The 15,002-nt window shown below is 72.9% G+C and carries 12 protein-coding genes; 3 read left to right on the forward strand and 9 right to left on the reverse strand.

What is annotated here, in order from left to right; genetic code table 11:
* Positions 1-79: 79 nt before the first annotated feature.
* The 5 genes from ABZ135_RS04825 to ABZ135_RS04845 all read right to left on the reverse strand — a co-directional run bounded on the left by ABZ135_RS04825 (position 80) and on the right by ABZ135_RS04845 (position 7,064).
* Positions 80-1,090, reverse strand: coding sequence for a TerC family protein (locus tag ABZ135_RS04825; protein ID WP_356691792.1), 1,011 nt, complete (start codon positions 1,088-1,090; stop codon positions 80-82).
* Positions 1,091-1,309: 219 nt separating this feature from the next.
* A complete protein-coding gene (locus ABZ135_RS04830; protein ID WP_356691794.1) occupies positions 1,310-3,169 on the reverse strand; it encodes a TerD family protein in 1,860 nt (619 codons plus the stop codon).
* Positions 3,170-3,215: 46 nt separating this feature from the next.
* A complete protein-coding gene (locus ABZ135_RS04835) occupies positions 3,216-3,794 on the reverse strand; it encodes a TerD family protein (RefSeq protein ID WP_352078609.1) in 579 nt (192 codons plus the stop codon).
* A gap of 125 nt (positions 3,795-3,919) precedes the next feature.
* A complete protein-coding gene (uvrB, locus tag ABZ135_RS04840) occupies positions 3,920-6,052 on the reverse strand; it encodes an excinuclease ABC subunit UvrB (RefSeq protein ID WP_356691796.1) in 2,133 nt (710 codons plus the stop codon).
* Positions 6,053-6,158: 106 nt separating this feature from the next.
* Positions 6,159-7,064 carry an MHYT domain-containing protein gene (locus ABZ135_RS04845; RefSeq protein ID WP_356691798.1) on the reverse strand — a complete coding sequence of 302 codons (906 nt, stop codon included), beginning with the start codon at positions 7,062-7,064 and terminating at the stop codon, positions 6,159-6,161.
* Positions 7,065-7,220: 156 nt separating this feature from the next.
* On the opposite strand from ABZ135_RS04845, the gene ABZ135_RS04850 reads away from it, so the two are divergent.
* On the forward strand, positions 7,221-7,784 hold the full coding sequence (locus ABZ135_RS04850) for a methylated-DNA--[protein]-cysteine S-methyltransferase (protein WP_356691800.1): 564 nt from the start codon (positions 7,221-7,223) through the stop codon (positions 7,782-7,784).
* Between the two features lie 170 nt (positions 7,785-7,954).
* The gene (locus tag ABZ135_RS04855) at positions 7,955-9,214 is read left to right on the forward strand and encodes an MFS transporter (RefSeq protein ID WP_356691915.1); all 1,260 of its coding nucleotides are present in this window, start codon (positions 7,955-7,957) and stop codon (positions 9,212-9,214) included.
* A gap of 92 nt (positions 9,215-9,306) precedes the next feature.
* On the opposite strand, the gene ABZ135_RS04860 is transcribed toward ABZ135_RS04855, so the two are convergent.
* The 4 genes from ABZ135_RS04860 to ABZ135_RS04875 all read right to left on the reverse strand — a co-directional run bounded on the left by ABZ135_RS04860 (position 9,307) and on the right by ABZ135_RS04875 (position 13,768).
* Complete coding sequence (locus ABZ135_RS04860; protein ID WP_356691802.1) at positions 9,307-10,302, reverse strand: hypothetical protein; 996 nt, start codon at positions 10,300-10,302, stop codon at positions 9,307-9,309.
* A complete protein-coding gene (locus tag ABZ135_RS04865; RefSeq protein ID WP_356691804.1) occupies positions 10,299-11,780 on the reverse strand; it encodes an MFS transporter in 1,482 nt (493 codons plus the stop codon). The genes ABZ135_RS04860 and ABZ135_RS04865 overlap by 4 nt, the downstream gene beginning before the upstream one ends.
* Positions 11,780-13,129: a discoidin domain-containing protein gene (locus ABZ135_RS04870; RefSeq protein ID WP_356691806.1), complete on the reverse strand. Its 1,350-nt coding sequence runs from the start codon at positions 13,127-13,129 to the stop codon at positions 11,780-11,782. The genes ABZ135_RS04865 and ABZ135_RS04870 overlap by 1 nt, the downstream gene beginning before the upstream one ends.
* 264 nt (positions 13,130-13,393) lie before the next feature.
* Complete coding sequence (locus ABZ135_RS04875; RefSeq protein WP_356691808.1) at positions 13,394-13,768, reverse strand: cupin domain-containing protein; 375 nt, start codon at positions 13,766-13,768, stop codon at positions 13,394-13,396.
* Positions 13,769-14,120: 352 nt separating this feature from the next.
* Between ABZ135_RS04875 and ABZ135_RS04880 the strand changes: the two genes are divergently transcribed.
* Entirely contained in the window at positions 14,121-14,993 is an 873-nt protein-coding gene (locus ABZ135_RS04880; protein ID WP_356691810.1) for a hypothetical protein, read from the forward strand.
* The last annotated feature ends 9 nt before the right edge of the window (positions 14,994-15,002 follow it).

Consider the following 15,002-nt stretch of genomic DNA (forward strand, 5'->3'; position numbering starts at 1 on the left):
ATACGGCAGGGGCCGGTGCGGGCGGCGGTGAGCCGCCCGCACCGGCCCCTGCGGGTGTCCGGCGAGGTCGGGTCCGGGGTCAGGACCCGACGCTGTCCTTCTCGATCTCGCCGGCCGGGGTCCCGCCGCTCTCGGCGGCCTCGCGCTCCGCCTGCTTCTTCGAGGCGATCAGGCTGGTGATCGTGGTGACGACCAGGACGCCGCAGATGACCGCGAGGGAGAACGGGATGGAGATCTCGGGCACGTGCACCCCGGACTCGTGCAGGGCGTGGAGCACCAGCTTCACGCCGATGAAGCCGAGGATCACCGACAGGCCGTAGCTGAGGTGGACCAGCTTCTTGAGCAGGCCGCCGATGAGGAAGTAGAGCTGGCGCAGGCCCATGAGGGCGAAGGCGTTGGCGGTGAAGACGATGTACGGGTCCTGGGTGAGGCCGAAGATCGCCGGGATGGAGTCGAGCGCGAACAGCACGTCGGTGGTGCCGATCGCCAGCATGACGACCATGAGCGGGGTCAGCACCCGCTTGCCGTTGTTGCGGATGAAGAGCTTGGTGCCGTGGTAGCGGTCGGCGACGCCGAACTTCTTCTCGATGGACTTGAGGAGACGGTTCTCCTCGAACTCCTCTTCCTCCTCGTCGGCGCGCGCCTCCTGGATGAGCTTCCAGGCGGTGTAGATCAGGAAGGCGCCGAAGAGGTAGAAGACCCACGAGAAGCTGGCGATGATCGCGGCACCCGCGGCGATGAAGATGGCGCGGAGCACCAGGGCGATCAGCACACCGATGAGCAGCACCCGCTGCTGGAGGTGGGAGGGCACCGAGAACTTCGCCATGATCAGGACGAAGACGAAGAGGTTGTCGACGCTGAGCGACTTCTCGGTGATGAATCCGGCGAAGAACTCGCCGGATGCCTGGCCGTTGCCGAACACCAGCAGGCCGAGGCCGAACAGCACGGCCAGGACGATCCAGACGACCGTCCAGATTCCGGCTTCCTTGACCGACACGTCATGGGGCTTGCGCCCGATGAAGAAGTCGGCCGCGATCAGGGCGCACAGACCGAGAATGGTCAGCACCCACAGGGTCATCGAAACGTCCACTGCGCCTCCGGCGTCGTACGGCTGTCCACACAGCCTCGTCGTTGCCGGAGGTCTCTTCCACCCGGGACGGCCCGGGCCGACGCCCCGGGCTCAGGTGTCCGACCTGTCCGTACTGACGGGTGCGCCGCGCATGGGGAGTACTCCCCTCCGCACCAAGAACACTACCCGAAGAACCAAGGAAAGGTAAAGAAATAGGTAAAGAGACTCCAAGAGCGCAGGTCAGGACGGGGACGGCCGCCCTTGCCGCCGGGCCTCCGCGATCTGCGCGAGCACCTGCCGCAGCACACCGCTGCCCACCGGGAAGGCCGGCGGCTCGTACGTCCAGGCATGGCCGACCCACGGGTCGGCGAGGTGGTCGTCGGGGACCGGCGTGAGCCGCGTCAGCGAGCGCCACAGCGGATCGAGCACCGGCCCGTACGCGGCCGCGTCCGCCCGGTCGGCGACGATCAGGAGGTGGGTGCCGACCGCCGGACCCTCGTCGGCGAGATAGCGAAGCCGGGTGACGGCGCGGTCGTCGAAGCCGTGCGGGAAGTCGTGCACGATCAGCAGGTGCTCGGCGGTGTCCAGGCCCGGCGGCAGGTCGTCGGAGGCCCCGCCCCGCAGCGCCATCTGCAACAGGTCGACCCGCTCGGTGAGCCCCTTCAGGACGGCCGAGACGCCGGCCGCCCCGGCCGCCGGCGGAGCCTGGAGGACGCCCGCCTCGACGAGCGGCGCGAACGCGCTCGCGCCCGCTCCCGCCGCGTCGATCACCTGCACGTGGAAGCGGTGCACCGGGTGCACGGCGAGCAGCCGCACCGCGTGCGCCACGGCGGCGTCCAGGGCCAGCCCGCGCAGCTCGGAGGTGTCGAGCAGCGCCGCCGCCTCGGAGTGGCCGCGCCCGCTGTCCACCCAGAGCCCCCGGGCCAGCGGCAGCCGGGCCAGGAAGGGGATGCGCAGCCCGGTCCGCTCGGGCAGGTGGAGGTCGCCCAGGCGGACCGCCATCGGCGCCTCCGTGGGGACCCGGTAGCCCTGCCAGACGGGGCTGTCCCAGCGGGCGTAGGCGGCGGGCAGCGCGGGCTCGACCACCTCGGACTCGGCGGTGAGCTGGGCCAGGTCGCGGTCCAGTGCCTCCTGCGCGCGGGCGGTGAGCTCGTCGTGCTTCGCCTTGGCCGCGGCCCGGGCGGCGTCCCCCGCCCCGCCGATCCGGCTGCGGGGGTCCGACAGGACCCGGTCGAGCTCCTGGTCGAGGCGGGACTCGGCGAACTGGCAGGCGCTGCGGTACGCGGCGGTGGTGCGGGCCAGGTCCTCGAACATGCCCCACACCTGGTTGTAGAGCCGCTCGTCCATGGACCAGCCGCTCGCGTCGCCGGCGACAGGGGCCGGAGCCGCGGCGGGCGCGGGGTCCTGGGGCGGCGGGGGCGTCTCGGGGGCGGCGGGGCGGCGGCTCGGGTGGGTGTAGTCGATGGGCCCGCCGCCCGCGGCCGGGGCGGGCTGCCGGGCCCGGTCGGCGTCCGGGACGCGCGGGGGCGGGGCGGCGACCGAGCGGGACAGTCCCCGGGCGACGGCCTCCATGATGCCGCCCGCGAGTTCGGCGGGGCGCGTGAGGCCCTGGTCGGCGAGGAGGGCGGCGAGCCCGCCCTCGTACCCCTGGCCCACGGCCCGGACCTTCCAGGCGCCCTGGCGGCGGTAGAGCTCCAGGGCCACGACGGCGGACTCCCGGTCGAGTCCGGTGATCGTGTAGTCGGCGATGCCCGTGCCGTCCGGCGCCGTGACCGTGACGACGGGGGCGGCGCCGGCCCCGAACCGGACCGGGCCGTCCCCGCCGACGGGCAGGGCGAGGAGGACGGAGACCCGGTGGACCGTGTCCCGTATCGCCTCCAGGTCGACCGCGAGCCGGTGCCGGACGGCGGCCTGCCGGGGCACCTCGACCCCGGGCAGCGCGGCGGAGCCGGGGTGGGCGACGGCCTCGGCGCCGGGGATGCGGCCCCGGTCGTCGCCGAGGGTGACGGCGGCGACGACCGGATGACCGGCCGAGACCCGGATCTCCAGGCGCGTGTGGGGCAGGGGGTGGTTCTGCCCCCGGACCAGCTCGGCGGTCATGGGCTTGTCGTCTCTCCGTGCGTACGAACCGGGACCGGGAAGGTGCTTACAGCACCGGGAAGATCGAGGGCATCAGGTCCTGGAACGTGCGGCCGTTGGCCGGGTTGCCCAGGGCCGTCATCTGCCAGCCGGAGCCGGCCCGGTGCACCTTGGCCATGATCTGCGCCGTGTACTGGCCGCCGCCGTCGAGGGTGTAGCGGGCGAGCTCCTGGCCGTTGGTCTCGTCCACGAGGCGGCAGAACGCGTTCTGCACCTCCTGGAAGGTCTGGCCGGTGAAGGAGTTCACCGTGAAGACGATCTGGTCGATGTGGACCGGGACCCGCTGGAGGTCGACCAGGATCGACTCGTCGTCGCCGCCCTGTCCGGCGCCGCCGACCAGGTTGTCGCCGGTGTGGCGCACGGAGCCGTCGTCGCTGACCAGGTGGCGGAAGAAGACCACGTCCACCGGCTGCTTGTCGGCGAAGAGGACGGCGGACGCGTCGAGGTCGACCTCACGGGTGCGCGAACCGAACAGTCCGCGACGGGGCGCCGCCTTCCAGCCCAGGCCCATCCGCACGGAGGTCAGGCTCCCCCCGTCCTTCTTCTCCAGGTTGATGGCCTGTCCCTTGGTCATGTTGACCGTCACGCGCTGCCCCTCTCATCGGTGTGAGCAGCACCCTACGCAGGGGCACTGACACCGTGCCCGGAGAGGCCCGGTTTTGTGTCGGTCTTGCAACACACCGGGCCGTCGCGGGCCGTCGGCGGCGGCGGTCAGGCCAGGCCCGCCTCCTTCATCTGGCGCAGCTCCTTCTTCAGCTCCGACACCTCGTCGCGGAGCCGGGCGGCGACCTCGAACTGGAGCTCGGCGGCGGCCGCCTTCATGCGGTCCGTCATCTCCTCGATGATCCCGGCCAGTTCGGTCGCCGGACGGTCGCCGAGCTCGACGGTGGAGCCGGCCTTCGCGCGCTTGCCCTTGGGGGCGTGGGCGGCGAGCGAGGGCACCGGGGCCTTGGCGCCCTTGCCGTCCTTCGCGCTGCGGTAGCCGGTTCCGAGGAGCTGCTCGGTGTCGACCTCCTCGCGCGCGATGGTCGCGACGATGTCGTTGATCTTCTTGCGCAGCGGCTGCGGGTCGATCCCGTGCGCCGTGTTGTAGGCGACCTGCTTCTCGCGGCGGCGGTTGGTCTCGTCGATGGCCTGCGCCATCGCCGGGGTGATGGTGTCGGCGTACATGTGGACCTGGCCCGACACGTTACGGGCGGCGCGGCCGATGGTCTGGATGAGGGAGGTGCCGGAGCGCAGGAAGCCCTGCTTGTCGGCGTCGAGGATGGCGACCAGGGACACCTCGGGCAGATCGAGGCCCTCGCGGAGCAGGTTGATGCCGACCAGGACGTCGTACTCGCCGGCCCGCAGCTCGCGCAGCAGCTCGATGCGGCGCAGGGTGTCGACGTCGCTGTGGAGGTAGCGCACCTGGATGCCGAGTTCGAGGAAGTAGTCGGTGAGGTCCTCGGCCATCTTCTTGGTGAGGGTGGTGACCAGGACCCGCTCGTCGCGCTCGGTGCGCAGGCGGATCTCGTGCACCAGGTCGTCGATCTGGCCCTCGGTCGGCTTGACGACGACCTCGGGGTCGACGAGTCCGGTGGGGCGGATGATCTGCTCGACGAAGCCGTCCGAGCGGGACAGCTCGTAGGTGCCGGGGGTGGCGGAGAGATAGACGGTCTGGCCGATGCGCTCCTGGAACTCCTCCCACTTCAGCGGGCGGTTGTCGAGCGCGGAGGGCAGCCGGAAGCCGTGGTCGACGAGGGTGCGCTTGCGGGAGGCGTCGCCCTCGTACATGGCGCCGATCTGCGGGACGGTGACGTGCGACTCGTCGATGACGAGGAGGAAGTCCTCGGGGAAGTAGTCGAGGAGGGTGTTGGGCGGGGAGCCGGGCTCGCGGCCGTCGAAGTGCATCGAGTAGTTCTCGATGCCGGAGCAGGAGCCGATCTGCCGCATCATCTCGATGTCGTACGTGGTCCGCATGCGCAGCCGCTGGGCCTCCAGCATCTTGCCCTGCTTCTCGAGCTCCTTCAGCCGCTGCTCCAGCTCGCGCTCGATGTCGTTGACGGCCCGCTCCATGCGCTCGGGTCCGGCGACGTAGTGGCTGGCGGGGAAGACGTAGAGCTGCCGGTCGTCGCTGATGACCTCGCCGGTGAGGGGGTGGAGCGTGGAGAGCGCCTCGATCTCGTCGCCGAACATCTCGATGCGGACGGCGAGCTCCTCGTAGACCGGGAAGATCTCGATGGTGTCGCCGCGGACGCGGAAGGTGCCGCGGGTGAACGCCAGGTCGTTGCGGGTGTACTGGATGTCCACGAAGCGGCGCAGCAACTGGTCGCGGTCGATCTCGTCGCCGACCTTGAGGGAGACCATCCGGTCGACGTACTCCTGCGGGGTGCCGAGGCCGTAGATGCAGGAGACGGAGGCGACCACGACGACGTCGCGGCGGGTCAGCAGCGAGTTGGTGGCGGAGTGGCGCAGCCGCTCGACCTCCTCGTTGATGGAGGAGTCCTTCTCGATGTAGGTGTCGGACTGAGGGACGTACGCCTCGGGCTGGTAGTAGTCGTAGTACGAGACGAAGTACTCGACCGCGTTGTTCGGCAGGAGCTCGCGGAACTCGTTCGCGAGCTGGGCGGCCAGTGTCTTGTTCGGCGCCATCACCAGGGTGGGGCGCTGAAGCTTCTCGATCATCCAGGCGGTGGTCGCCGACTTGCCGGTGCCGGTGGCGCCGAGCAGCACGACGTCCTTCTCGCCGGCGCGGATGCGCCGGTCGAGCTCGGCGATGGCCGCCGGCTGGTCACCGCTGGGCTGGTAGGGGCTGACGACCTCGAAGGGCGCCACCGTACGTTCGATCTTGGAAACGGGCCGCATGCAACCACCGTACGACCCGGCACCGACAGTCGGGGGGTGATCGGCCCCCGGCTCCCGGTCGGGGCGGGGGCCGGTGGCGGGTCGTCGGTCGCGGTCCGGCCGCCGGTCACCAGTCCTGGGAGCGGTACGTGTCGCGGTGCACGCCCTTGCGGCCGGAGCGGGTGGCGGGGCGTGCCGACCAGTTCGCGGGCTCGCCGTAGGCCGGGGCCCGGCGCTGGGTGGGCAGGCCGGGGAGGCCGTGGCCGTGGGCGCCGCGGGCGGCGGGCCGCTGCCAGTCGGGCTCGCCCATGACGAGCAGCGGGTCGAACATGACCACGACGGCGGCGAGCAGCAGGAAGACGGCCGGTCCGATCAGCATGGGCAGCAGCAGGGAGGTGGCGGTGTCGCCGCCGCCGGGGGTGGGCGTGCCGTGCACGGTGACGTCGACGGCCGCCATGGCGGTGTAGTGCATGCCGCTGACCGCGAGTCCCATCACGATGCTCGCGCCGAGGCTGGCCAGGAAGCCGTGCACGGAGACGGCGGCCCAGAGGGAGGCGGTGGCGGCCACGACGGCGATGACGACGGACAGGGCGACGGTGAGGGAGTTGTACTGGATCTCGCCGTGCAGGCGCACGCCGGCCATGCCCAGATAGTGCATGGTCGCGACGCCGAGGCCGGTGATGGTGCCGCCGGTGACCAGGGTGAGCGGGGTCGCGCCCCGGTAGCCGACGATGAAGATGCCGATGCCGACCATGACGATGGCGACGCCGAGGCTGGCGAAGGTGAGGGGCCGGTCGTAGCTGATCGGCGCCTGTCGGACCGAGAAGCCCATCATGGCGATGAAGTGCATGGTCCAGATGCCGGTGCCGATGGAGGTGGCGCCGAGCGCCAGCCAGCCCGCCTTGAAGGTGTCCTGGTGGCGCAGCGACCTGGTGGTGCAGCGCAGTCCGAGTGCCCCGCCGAGGCAGGCCATGAGGAAGGCGGCCACCGGGGTGACCAGTCCGTAGCTGAATCCGTCGACCGTGCCCTGCATGAGCGTCCGTCCTCCACCCCTGGTGCAACGTCGTCCGAAAACAGTCGGTACCGCTGAGTAGTGCTCTCGGATTATGGCGCTCGGCGGTGCCCGTCGGCCATGCCGTCCGGGAATTGGTCTGCCCCTTTGTCGGTGGCGGGTCGTACGGTGATCGGCATGGAGCACGAGAAGCCGGTGGCGGAGCGGACGGCGGGACGGGTGGAGTGGGCGGTGGTGCCCAGCGGCATCGGTCCCCTGCTGCTCGCCGCGACGGACCGGGGCCTGGTGAGCGTGAGCTTCCACGCCGGGGAGCGGGTGCGGGACCGTGTCCTGGGGAGGCTCGCGGGGGCGCTCGGCGGCGAGCTCGTGGAGAGCGGATCGGGCCGGCTCGCCGAGCCGATACGGCAGGTAGGGGCCTATTTCGGCGGGAGTCTGCGGAGCTTCGGCGTCAAGCTGGACTGGTCGCTGGTGACCGGATTCAACCGCCGGGTGCTGCGGGAGCTGGCGGACACGGTCCCGTACGGGACGGTGGTGGGGTACGGGGAGCTGGCCCGCCGGGTGGGGCAGCCGGCGGCGGCGCAGGCGGTCGGCGCGGCGATGGGATCCAATCCGCTGCCGTTGGTGGTGCCGTGCCATCGGGTGGTCGAGAGCGACGGCGGGATCGGGGGCTTCGGCGGCGGGCTGGAGACCAAGCGGAGGCTGCTCGCCCTGGAGGGCGTGCTGCCGGAGCCGCTGTTCTGACCCGTCCGGCCGACCGGGGCGGGCGGAAGGACGACCGGGGCAGGGCCGGGGCAGGGCCGGGCGGGCGGCGCCCTGACCGGCCACCGGGCGGGGCCTCCGGCATTCCCCGCTCCAGGGACGGCTGGCACTATGCGTAAGTGACCAACGCCCCTGACACTCCTGACGCGCTCGTGGCGGCCGAGATACCCGCGGCCGTCTCCCCCGCCCGGCTCCCGGCCCTGCGGCGCCGTATCCAGGCGGTGCTGATCGCCACCCAGATCCTCGGCGGGCTCGGCAGCGCCATCGGGTTCGCGCTCGCCGCGGTGCTGGCCACGGAGGTCAGCGGTACGGAGGCGCTGTCGGGGCTCGCCTCGACGGCCGCGGTCGCGGGGCCCGCCCTGCTGGCGATGCCGCTGGCCGCCCTGATGGCCCGGCGCGGGCGGCGGGCCGGGCTGGTCCTGGCGTACCTCGTCGGGGCCGTCGGCGCGGGGGTCGCCGTCCTCGGCGCCACCGTCGGTGACTTCCCGCTGCTTCTGGCGGGCCTGGTCGGTTTCGGGGCCGGTTCCTCGGCCAACCTCGCCGCCCGCTTCGCCGCCGCGGACCTCGCCGAGCCGGACCGGCGGGCCAGGGCCATCTCCACGGTGGTGTGGGCCACCACCATCGGCGCCGTCCTCGGTCCCAACATCGCCGCCCCGGCCGGCGCGAGCGTGGCCGGTCTCGGCATCCCTCCGGCGGCCGGGCCGTTCGTCTGGGCCGCGGGCGTGTTCGTGGCCGCCGCCGTCATGGTGGCGCTGCTGCTCCGCCCGGACCCGCTGCTGACCGCCCGGGTGCTGGCCGGCCCCGAGGAGGCGGAGGCGGCCGCCGGCCGGTCCCTGAGGGCCGGGCTGCGGGCGGTACGGGAGTCCTCCCGGGCCCGGCTCGCCCTGGTGACCGTGGCCGGCTCGCACACCGCGATGGTGTCGATCATGTCGATGACCCCGGTGGCGCTCACCCACCACGGGGCGGACATCCGGTTGATCGGCCTGGTGATCAGCGTGCACATCGCGGGCATGTACGCCTTCTCACCCGTCATGGGCTGGCTCTCCGACCGACTGGGGCGGCTCACGGTGATCGGCCTCGCCGTGGCACTGATCGCGGTGGCGGCCCTGCTGGCCGGTACGGCCGGCCCGAGCCACGGTCAGGTCGCCCTCGGCCTCTTCGTCCTGGGCCTGGGCTGGTCGGCGGGGCTGGTCGCGGGCTCGGCGCTCCTGACCGACTCCGTCCCCCAGGCGGCGAGGGCCGCCGCCCAGGGGCTCTCCGACTTCACCATGAACACCTGCGCCGGCGTGGGCGGGCTCGCGGCCGGGCTGATCGTCTCCCAGGCGGGATACGGCTGGCTGAACGCCGTCGGGGCGTGCCTGCTGGTGCCGATGACGTTGCTGGCGGTGCGGGGCGTGGTGCGGCGGGGCTGAGCCGGGGGATCTTGGATCCAATATCCGATATCCGATATCCAGCGTGCGGATCCCGGATCCTGGATCCCGGATCCGATATCCAGCCACGTCCGTCATCGCGGCACCGCCGGGGACGTCGCCCCCACCGCCACCCGGCGCGGGGCGCCCGTGCCGTCGGCCGGCACGCTCCACAGCGCGCCCTCGTGGGCGTAGGAGAGGGTGCCGGGGCCGGTCCAGGCCGCCTGGTCGTCGACCGACCGGGTCTCGGCGACTGGATGGTCGCGCAGGGTGGCGAGGTCGAGGACGTGCAGCCGCCAGGGGGCCCGGGGGTCCTGGGAGACCTTCTTCTTGTAGGCGATGCGGGTGCCGTCCGGGGAGAGCGACGGACATTCGACGTTCTCCTTCAGCGCACGCGCCGACCATGCCCGCAGGTCGCCCTCGACGAGATACGTCCGCCCCTGGGTGGCGACGGTGGCGTAGAAGCGGTTGTCGTCGCGGGCGAAACTGACGCCCCAGTAGTTGACGTCGGGCGCGTGGTGGCGGCGCCCGTTCAGGGTGAGCGGGATCTGCTCGATGTTCTTGATCAGGTAGCCGGTGCGCAGGTCGAGGATCGAGGTCCGGGTGGAGAACGCGGAGGTGGCGTAGGAGTCACCGGTCGCGAAGGTGGTCCAGGCGAGCACCCGTCCGGAGGCGGAGACCCGGGCGCGGTTGGGGATGCCGGGCAGGCTCATCCTGCGCAGTTCGCGCAGCCGCCGGTCCAGGACGAGGACGTACGAGCGGGCCGGCACCCCGGGGCGTCGCTGGAGGCAGAGCGCGGTGTCCCCGGCGGCGTGGAAGCGGTCGCAGCGCGGCCCGAGCGCGACGCGACCACCCGGCGCGGACGGGTCCTGGCGGGCGACGCGCCCGCTCGCGGTGTCGCGGAACCAGAACGCGCCCGGCGGCCCGTCGAGGGTGAAGCCCTCGTCGGCGGCGGCCGCCGTCGCGCCGGGGCGGTCGGCGACGGCCCGCACGGTGTACGCGGTGGCGCCGCCGGCGAGCAGCAGGACGCCGAGGACGAGCGCCCACAGGCGGCGCCGGGCCGGGCCGTTCGCCGCGGTGCCTGGGGTCATGACGGTTCCCTTTCACGAGACGACGCGGGCAGATCGGCGCTCTGGGCCGGCCCGGCGGGTCCGGCGGGTACGGCGGGTGCGGCCGGTACGACGGGTCCGACGGGTCCGACGGGCTGGGGCATGCCGACGGGCTCGGACCGGCCGGTGGGCTGGGGCGGACCGGTGGGCGGGACGGGGTCGGTGGCGGCGCCCCCGTGTTCTCCGGAGGGGTCCGCCGGCCCTCCCGCCCGCAGCAGACGCACGGCGCAGCACAGCGCCGTCGCGAGCCCGGCGGCGGCGAGCGCGAGCGCGGTCGTCGGCCCCCAGAGGGTCCACGCGGCGCCGAAGCCGGCCGCGGCGGCCACCTTGGCGAGGGCCTGTGCCGTCTGGACGAGGGCGAGCCCGCTCGCCCTCCGCGCGGGGGGCAGCAGGGGGCCGGCGAGCGCCATCAGGACGCCGTCCGTGGCCGCGTAGAAGACGCCGAGCAGCACCGGGACCCCCACGAGGAGGACGGGGCCCGGCAGCGGCGCGAGGAGCAGTCCCAGGGCCAGGAGCAGGGCCCCGTGCCCGTACAGGAAGGGGCGCCCGCGGCCGACGCGGTCGGCGAGCCGGCCGGCCGGGACGGCGAGCAGCAGATAGGCGGCGGAGGCGCCGAGCGGCAGGAAGGGGAACCAGGTGGCGGCCAGGTCGGTCCGGTGCTGGAGCAGCAGGTAGAGGAAGGCGTCGCCGACGGTGACCGCGCCGAGGAGGGCGGCGCCGAGCGTGACCCGGCGTACGGCGGGCAGCCGGAGCGGGGTGGTGAGTTCGCGCCAGGTGGTGCGCGGGCGTGCGCCCCGGTGACCGTGCGCGCTGCCGGCCGGCGCGTCCGGCGTCCTTCGTCCGCCGGGGACGAGGACGACGAGGAGCAGGACGCCGAGCAGTCCCGTGCAGAAGCTGACGACGAAGACGGCGTCGTACGCGTCGGCGGTGGCCCACAGCAGCGCGAAGGCGGCCAGGGGGCCGAGGAGCGCGCCGGTGGTGTCCATGGCGCGGTGGACGCCGAAGGCGCGGCCGAGGCCGTCGGGCGGGCTGTCGAGCGTGATGAGGGCGTCGCGCGGGGCGGTTCTGATGCCCTTGCCGAGCCGGTCGGCGGCGAGGGCGGTGGCGATCCAGCCGGTCGCGCCGCCCGCGAGGAGCAGGCCGAGCCGGGAGCAGGCGGACAGGGCGTAGCCGAGGCCGGCGACCCTCTTGTGGTGGCCGCCGCGGTCGGCGGCGTGGCCGCCGACGAGCCGTACGAGGGCGGTGGCGCCGGTGAACAGCCCGTCCAGGAAGCCGAACTGGAGCGGGGTGAGGCCGAGGCCGAGCACCAGGTAGAGCGGCAGGACGGCGGTGACCATCTCGGAGGACACGTCGGTGACGAGGCTGACCGTGCCGAGGGCGAGGACGGTGCCGGAGACGCGCCGCCGCGCCCCGGAGGGGGCGGGCGGCACGCTGCGGCGACCGGTGGTCGCGAGGTACATCAGTGGCAGGTGTAGGTCGGGCCGGCGTCCTTGACCTGGCCGTCGGTGCCGACGTACTGCCAGGTGTAGGTGGTGTCGGTGAAGTCCAGCTTCAGCACCCCGTACGGACCGCTGATCCGCTTCTGGCTGTTGGGCTGGACGGTCTCGATGGGATACGGCTCGGCGCCGCCCATGCCGCCGACGATCTCGACGATGCCGTCGGGGGTGGCCCGGCCGTCCGGGTCCTGCGGGGCGAAGCGCTCGTAGTGGTGGTCGTGTCCGTTGAGGACGAGGTCGGCCTTGGCCGCGTAGAGGATCCGCCAGACGGCCTTGGAGACGGGGTCGTTGCCGTGCCCGCCGGAGGAGTAGAGCGGGTGGTGGAAGTAGGCGGCGACGCAGCCCTTGGTGGTGCGGGCGAGGTCGTCCTTGAGCCACTGGATCTGGGCGGGGTCGTCGAAGGAGTTGGAGTCGAGGGCGATGAAGTGCCAGTTGCCCTCGTCGTAGCTGTAGTAGGGCTTGCCGGCGGGGTAGGCGAGGGCGCCGAAGTACGCCTTGTAGCCGGCGAGCGGGCCGGCCGGGTCGTAGGTCTCGTGGTTGCCGGGCGCGGGCCGCGTCTTGGCCTTGAAGGCGCCCCACGTCTTGTCGTAGTAGTTCCGGAAGTCGGAGAGCCGGGCGTCGTCGTACTGGTTGTCGCCCATCGTCAGATAGAACTTCGGGTTGATCCGCTGGGCCTGGGCCGCGGTCTTCGGGTGGGCGCAGGAGCTGCTGGACGCGGTGCACTGCGCGGCGATGTCACCCGCGGCGACGACGGTGAAGGCGCCGGTGGTGGGCGGCGGGGTGGTGCCGTCGGCGATTCCGTACACCTCTACTTCGTAGAGGGAGTAGCCGTACGAGGTGCCGCGGGCGGTTCCGTAGACGCGGAGGTGGCGGCCCTTGCCGGTGAGACCGGTCCAGTCGTCGGTGCCGCCGTTGCCGGCGGTCTCGGTGGCGAGGGTGGTCCAGGTGGTTCCGTCGGCGGAGATCTCGATGCGGTACGCCTTGCCGTAGGCGACCTCCCAGGAGAGGCGGACGCGGGAGACGGAGGCCGTCGTGCCGAGGTCGACGCGGAGCCACTGGGGGTCGGAACCCTCCACGCTGCCCCAGCGGGTGGTGGGGTCGCCGTCGAACGCCTTGTCGGGCGTGAGGACGGAGTCCTCGTTCGAGGACGAGGTGGCGGGCTTGCCGCGGGAGAGCAGCGGGTCGGCGGCGTCGGCGCGGCCGGGGGCGGCGAGCAGCAGGCCGCCAGTGAGGAGCACGACGGCGGCGAGGAGGAGGGTGAGGGCGGGGGTGAGGACGGGGCGGTGCGGTGGGGCTGAGGTGTTCAGGCGCATACCTGGGACTCCCTTGCCTGGGAACGGTGAGAGCTGGGCACCGGTGCGGGCAGCGCGGCCGGCCCGCCGGCGTCCGGCGCCGGAGGGCGTGGCGCGGTGCGGCGGCCGGGTCAGAGCTCTCGCTGAGCGCGTCACGCCCGTCCCCCGAGGACGTCGGGGAACGGGCGCCGCGCCAAGCCGCCGCCCGGGATGCTAGCTGATAGGAAAGTTTCCTACCAGACTGCGAACGCGGCTCTTCCGCAAGGGAGTCGGGGCCGGGAGACTTCAGAGGCTGATGTGGTACGCCTTGCGCAGCGTCTCGTGCACCGTCCACGTGGTGCGGTCGCCCTCGCGCAGCACGCAGGCGTCGCCGGGGCCGATCTCCAGGGTCTCGCCACCCTCGACCTCGACGGTCGCCCGGCCGCTGACGACGACGAAGAGCTCGTTCGCCTCGGTGTCGGTGACCACGCCCGGCGTGATCTGCCAGATGCCCCGGATCTGCTTGCCGTCGGCCGACTCCCACAGGACCTTGCCGGTCACCTCCGGGCTGCCGGAGACGATCTGACCGGGATCGAGCGGCTCGGGCTCGAGGTCGGCGTCGGGGATGTGGACGGCGAAGGAAGGCTGCGCGTGTGTGGCGTCTGTGGCGTGTGTGGTCATGGGCGGTGACTGTAGCGGGGCCTCGGGGGCGGGCACGGGGCCGGGACCGCGTGGAGCCGGGCCTCGGGGGCAGGCACGGGGCCGGGACCCTGCGGAGCCGGACCGAGGCCGTACGGGGGCCCGGCGCGGCGTCCGAGGCCGAAAACCCCGGACCCGCCGGGCGTCGGACGCGGAGGTCTCCGCTGGTCGGAGGCGGCGCCTTTGGTGGGCCCAATGTTGGTCCCGGAGATTGCGCCGCGCCCCCTGACAGGCGGGGCGCGACGGCGTCACACTCCCCCCGAGCCCCCCGCTCTCCGCTCCTCCCTCCCTCCCCCCTTCCCGCTCCTCCCCCCACTCCGGACAGGAGAGTGCGATGACCCCCACCCATGTCCGCGTCACCGTCCTCGGCGCCGCCGCGCTGCTGGCCGCCGCCGCGACCGTCCCCGCCGCTTCGGCGACGCCCGCGGCCCGAACCGCCCCGTCCGGGGAACCGGCGCCCACGGCCGGGAGCGCGCCCGGCGCCGCGTACAAGGCGGCCCACGACACCCTGGGACCGCAGCGCCTGACGCCCGAACAGCGCCGGCGCGCCGACGCCAAGCAGGCCGAGGCGGCCAGAACGTACGAACGGGTGCGCGCGCTCGGCGCCTCCGGCGCCCTCGCCGGGTACAAGCTGTCCGGCGGCATCCACCAGTCGCAGAAGACCTCCTACTGGTGCGGCCCGGCCACCCTGGTGATCACCCAGTCCGCCCGCGACGAGGTCGGCGGCCGTTCACAGCAGGACGCGGCGACCCTGCTCAAGACGACCACGAACGGCACCGCCTGGTACGGGATCGACATCAACGTGCCCAGCCCCACCGGCTACCCCATGGCCGACGCCCTCAACCACCGCCTCCCGGGAGCCGGGTACGTACCGAAGGCGCTGCCCTACACCCCGACCGCCACCGACAAGACCAATTTCAAGCAGCACATCACCCACAACACGGACAACGACTTCGCGATCGCGGGCAACGCCTGGGAGGTGCCGGGCGGCCCGCACCTCGTGGGCCATCCCAACATCGAGATCTTCCACTGGGTGGCGATCGACGGCTACAACACCGACACCGCCGCCGGGCAGGTCAACTACCTCGACCCGGTGGGCGGCGTGAGCACGAGCGTCATCTCGTGGGCGGGCTCCGTGCCGAAGTCCGCGCACATCTCCTCCGACACGATCACCACCATCATGGGCGGCCGTGGCTACGTCTGGTAGGCACCTGCG

Source organism: Streptomyces sp. NPDC006339, assembly GCF_040612775.1.
GTDB lineage: Bacteria > Actinomycetota > Actinomycetes > Streptomycetales > Streptomycetaceae > Streptomyces.

What these genes read in the sequence shown, in the direction of transcription:
- ABZ135_RS04850 (WP_356691800.1), top strand. Translation starts at nt 7,221, where the DNA reads ATGGAGCACGAGAAGCCGGTGGCGGAGCGGACGGCGGGACGGGTGGAG.
- ABZ135_RS04865 (WP_356691804.1), bottom strand. Translation starts at nt 11,780, where the DNA reads ATGTACCTCGCGACCACCGGTCGCCGCAGCGTGCCGCCCGCCCCCTCC.
- ABZ135_RS04875 (WP_356691808.1), bottom strand. Translation starts at nt 13,768, where the DNA reads ATGACCACACACGCCACAGACGCCACACACGCGCAGCCTTCCTTCGCC.
- ABZ135_RS04845 (WP_356691798.1), bottom strand. Translation starts at nt 7,064, where the DNA reads ATGCAGGGCACGGTCGACGGATTCAGCTACGGACTGGTCACCCCGGTG.
- ABZ135_RS04860 (WP_356691802.1), bottom strand. Translation starts at nt 10,302, where the DNA reads ATGACCCCAGGCACCGCGGCGAACGGCCCGGCCCGGCGCCGCCTGTGG.
- ABZ135_RS04870 (WP_356691806.1), bottom strand. Translation starts at nt 13,129, where the DNA reads ATGCGCCTGAACACCTCAGCCCCACCGCACCGCCCCGTCCTCACCCCC.
- ABZ135_RS04830 (WP_356691794.1), bottom strand. Translation starts at nt 3,169, where the DNA reads ATGACCGCCGAGCTGGTCCGGGGGCAGAACCACCCCCTGCCCCACACG.
- ABZ135_RS04880 (WP_356691810.1), top strand. Translation starts at nt 14,121, where the DNA reads ATGACCCCCACCCATGTCCGCGTCACCGTCCTCGGCGCCGCCGCGCTG.
- uvrB (WP_356691796.1), bottom strand. Translation starts at nt 6,052, where the DNA reads ATGCGGCCCGTTTCCAAGATCGAACGTACGGTGGCGCCCTTCGAGGTC.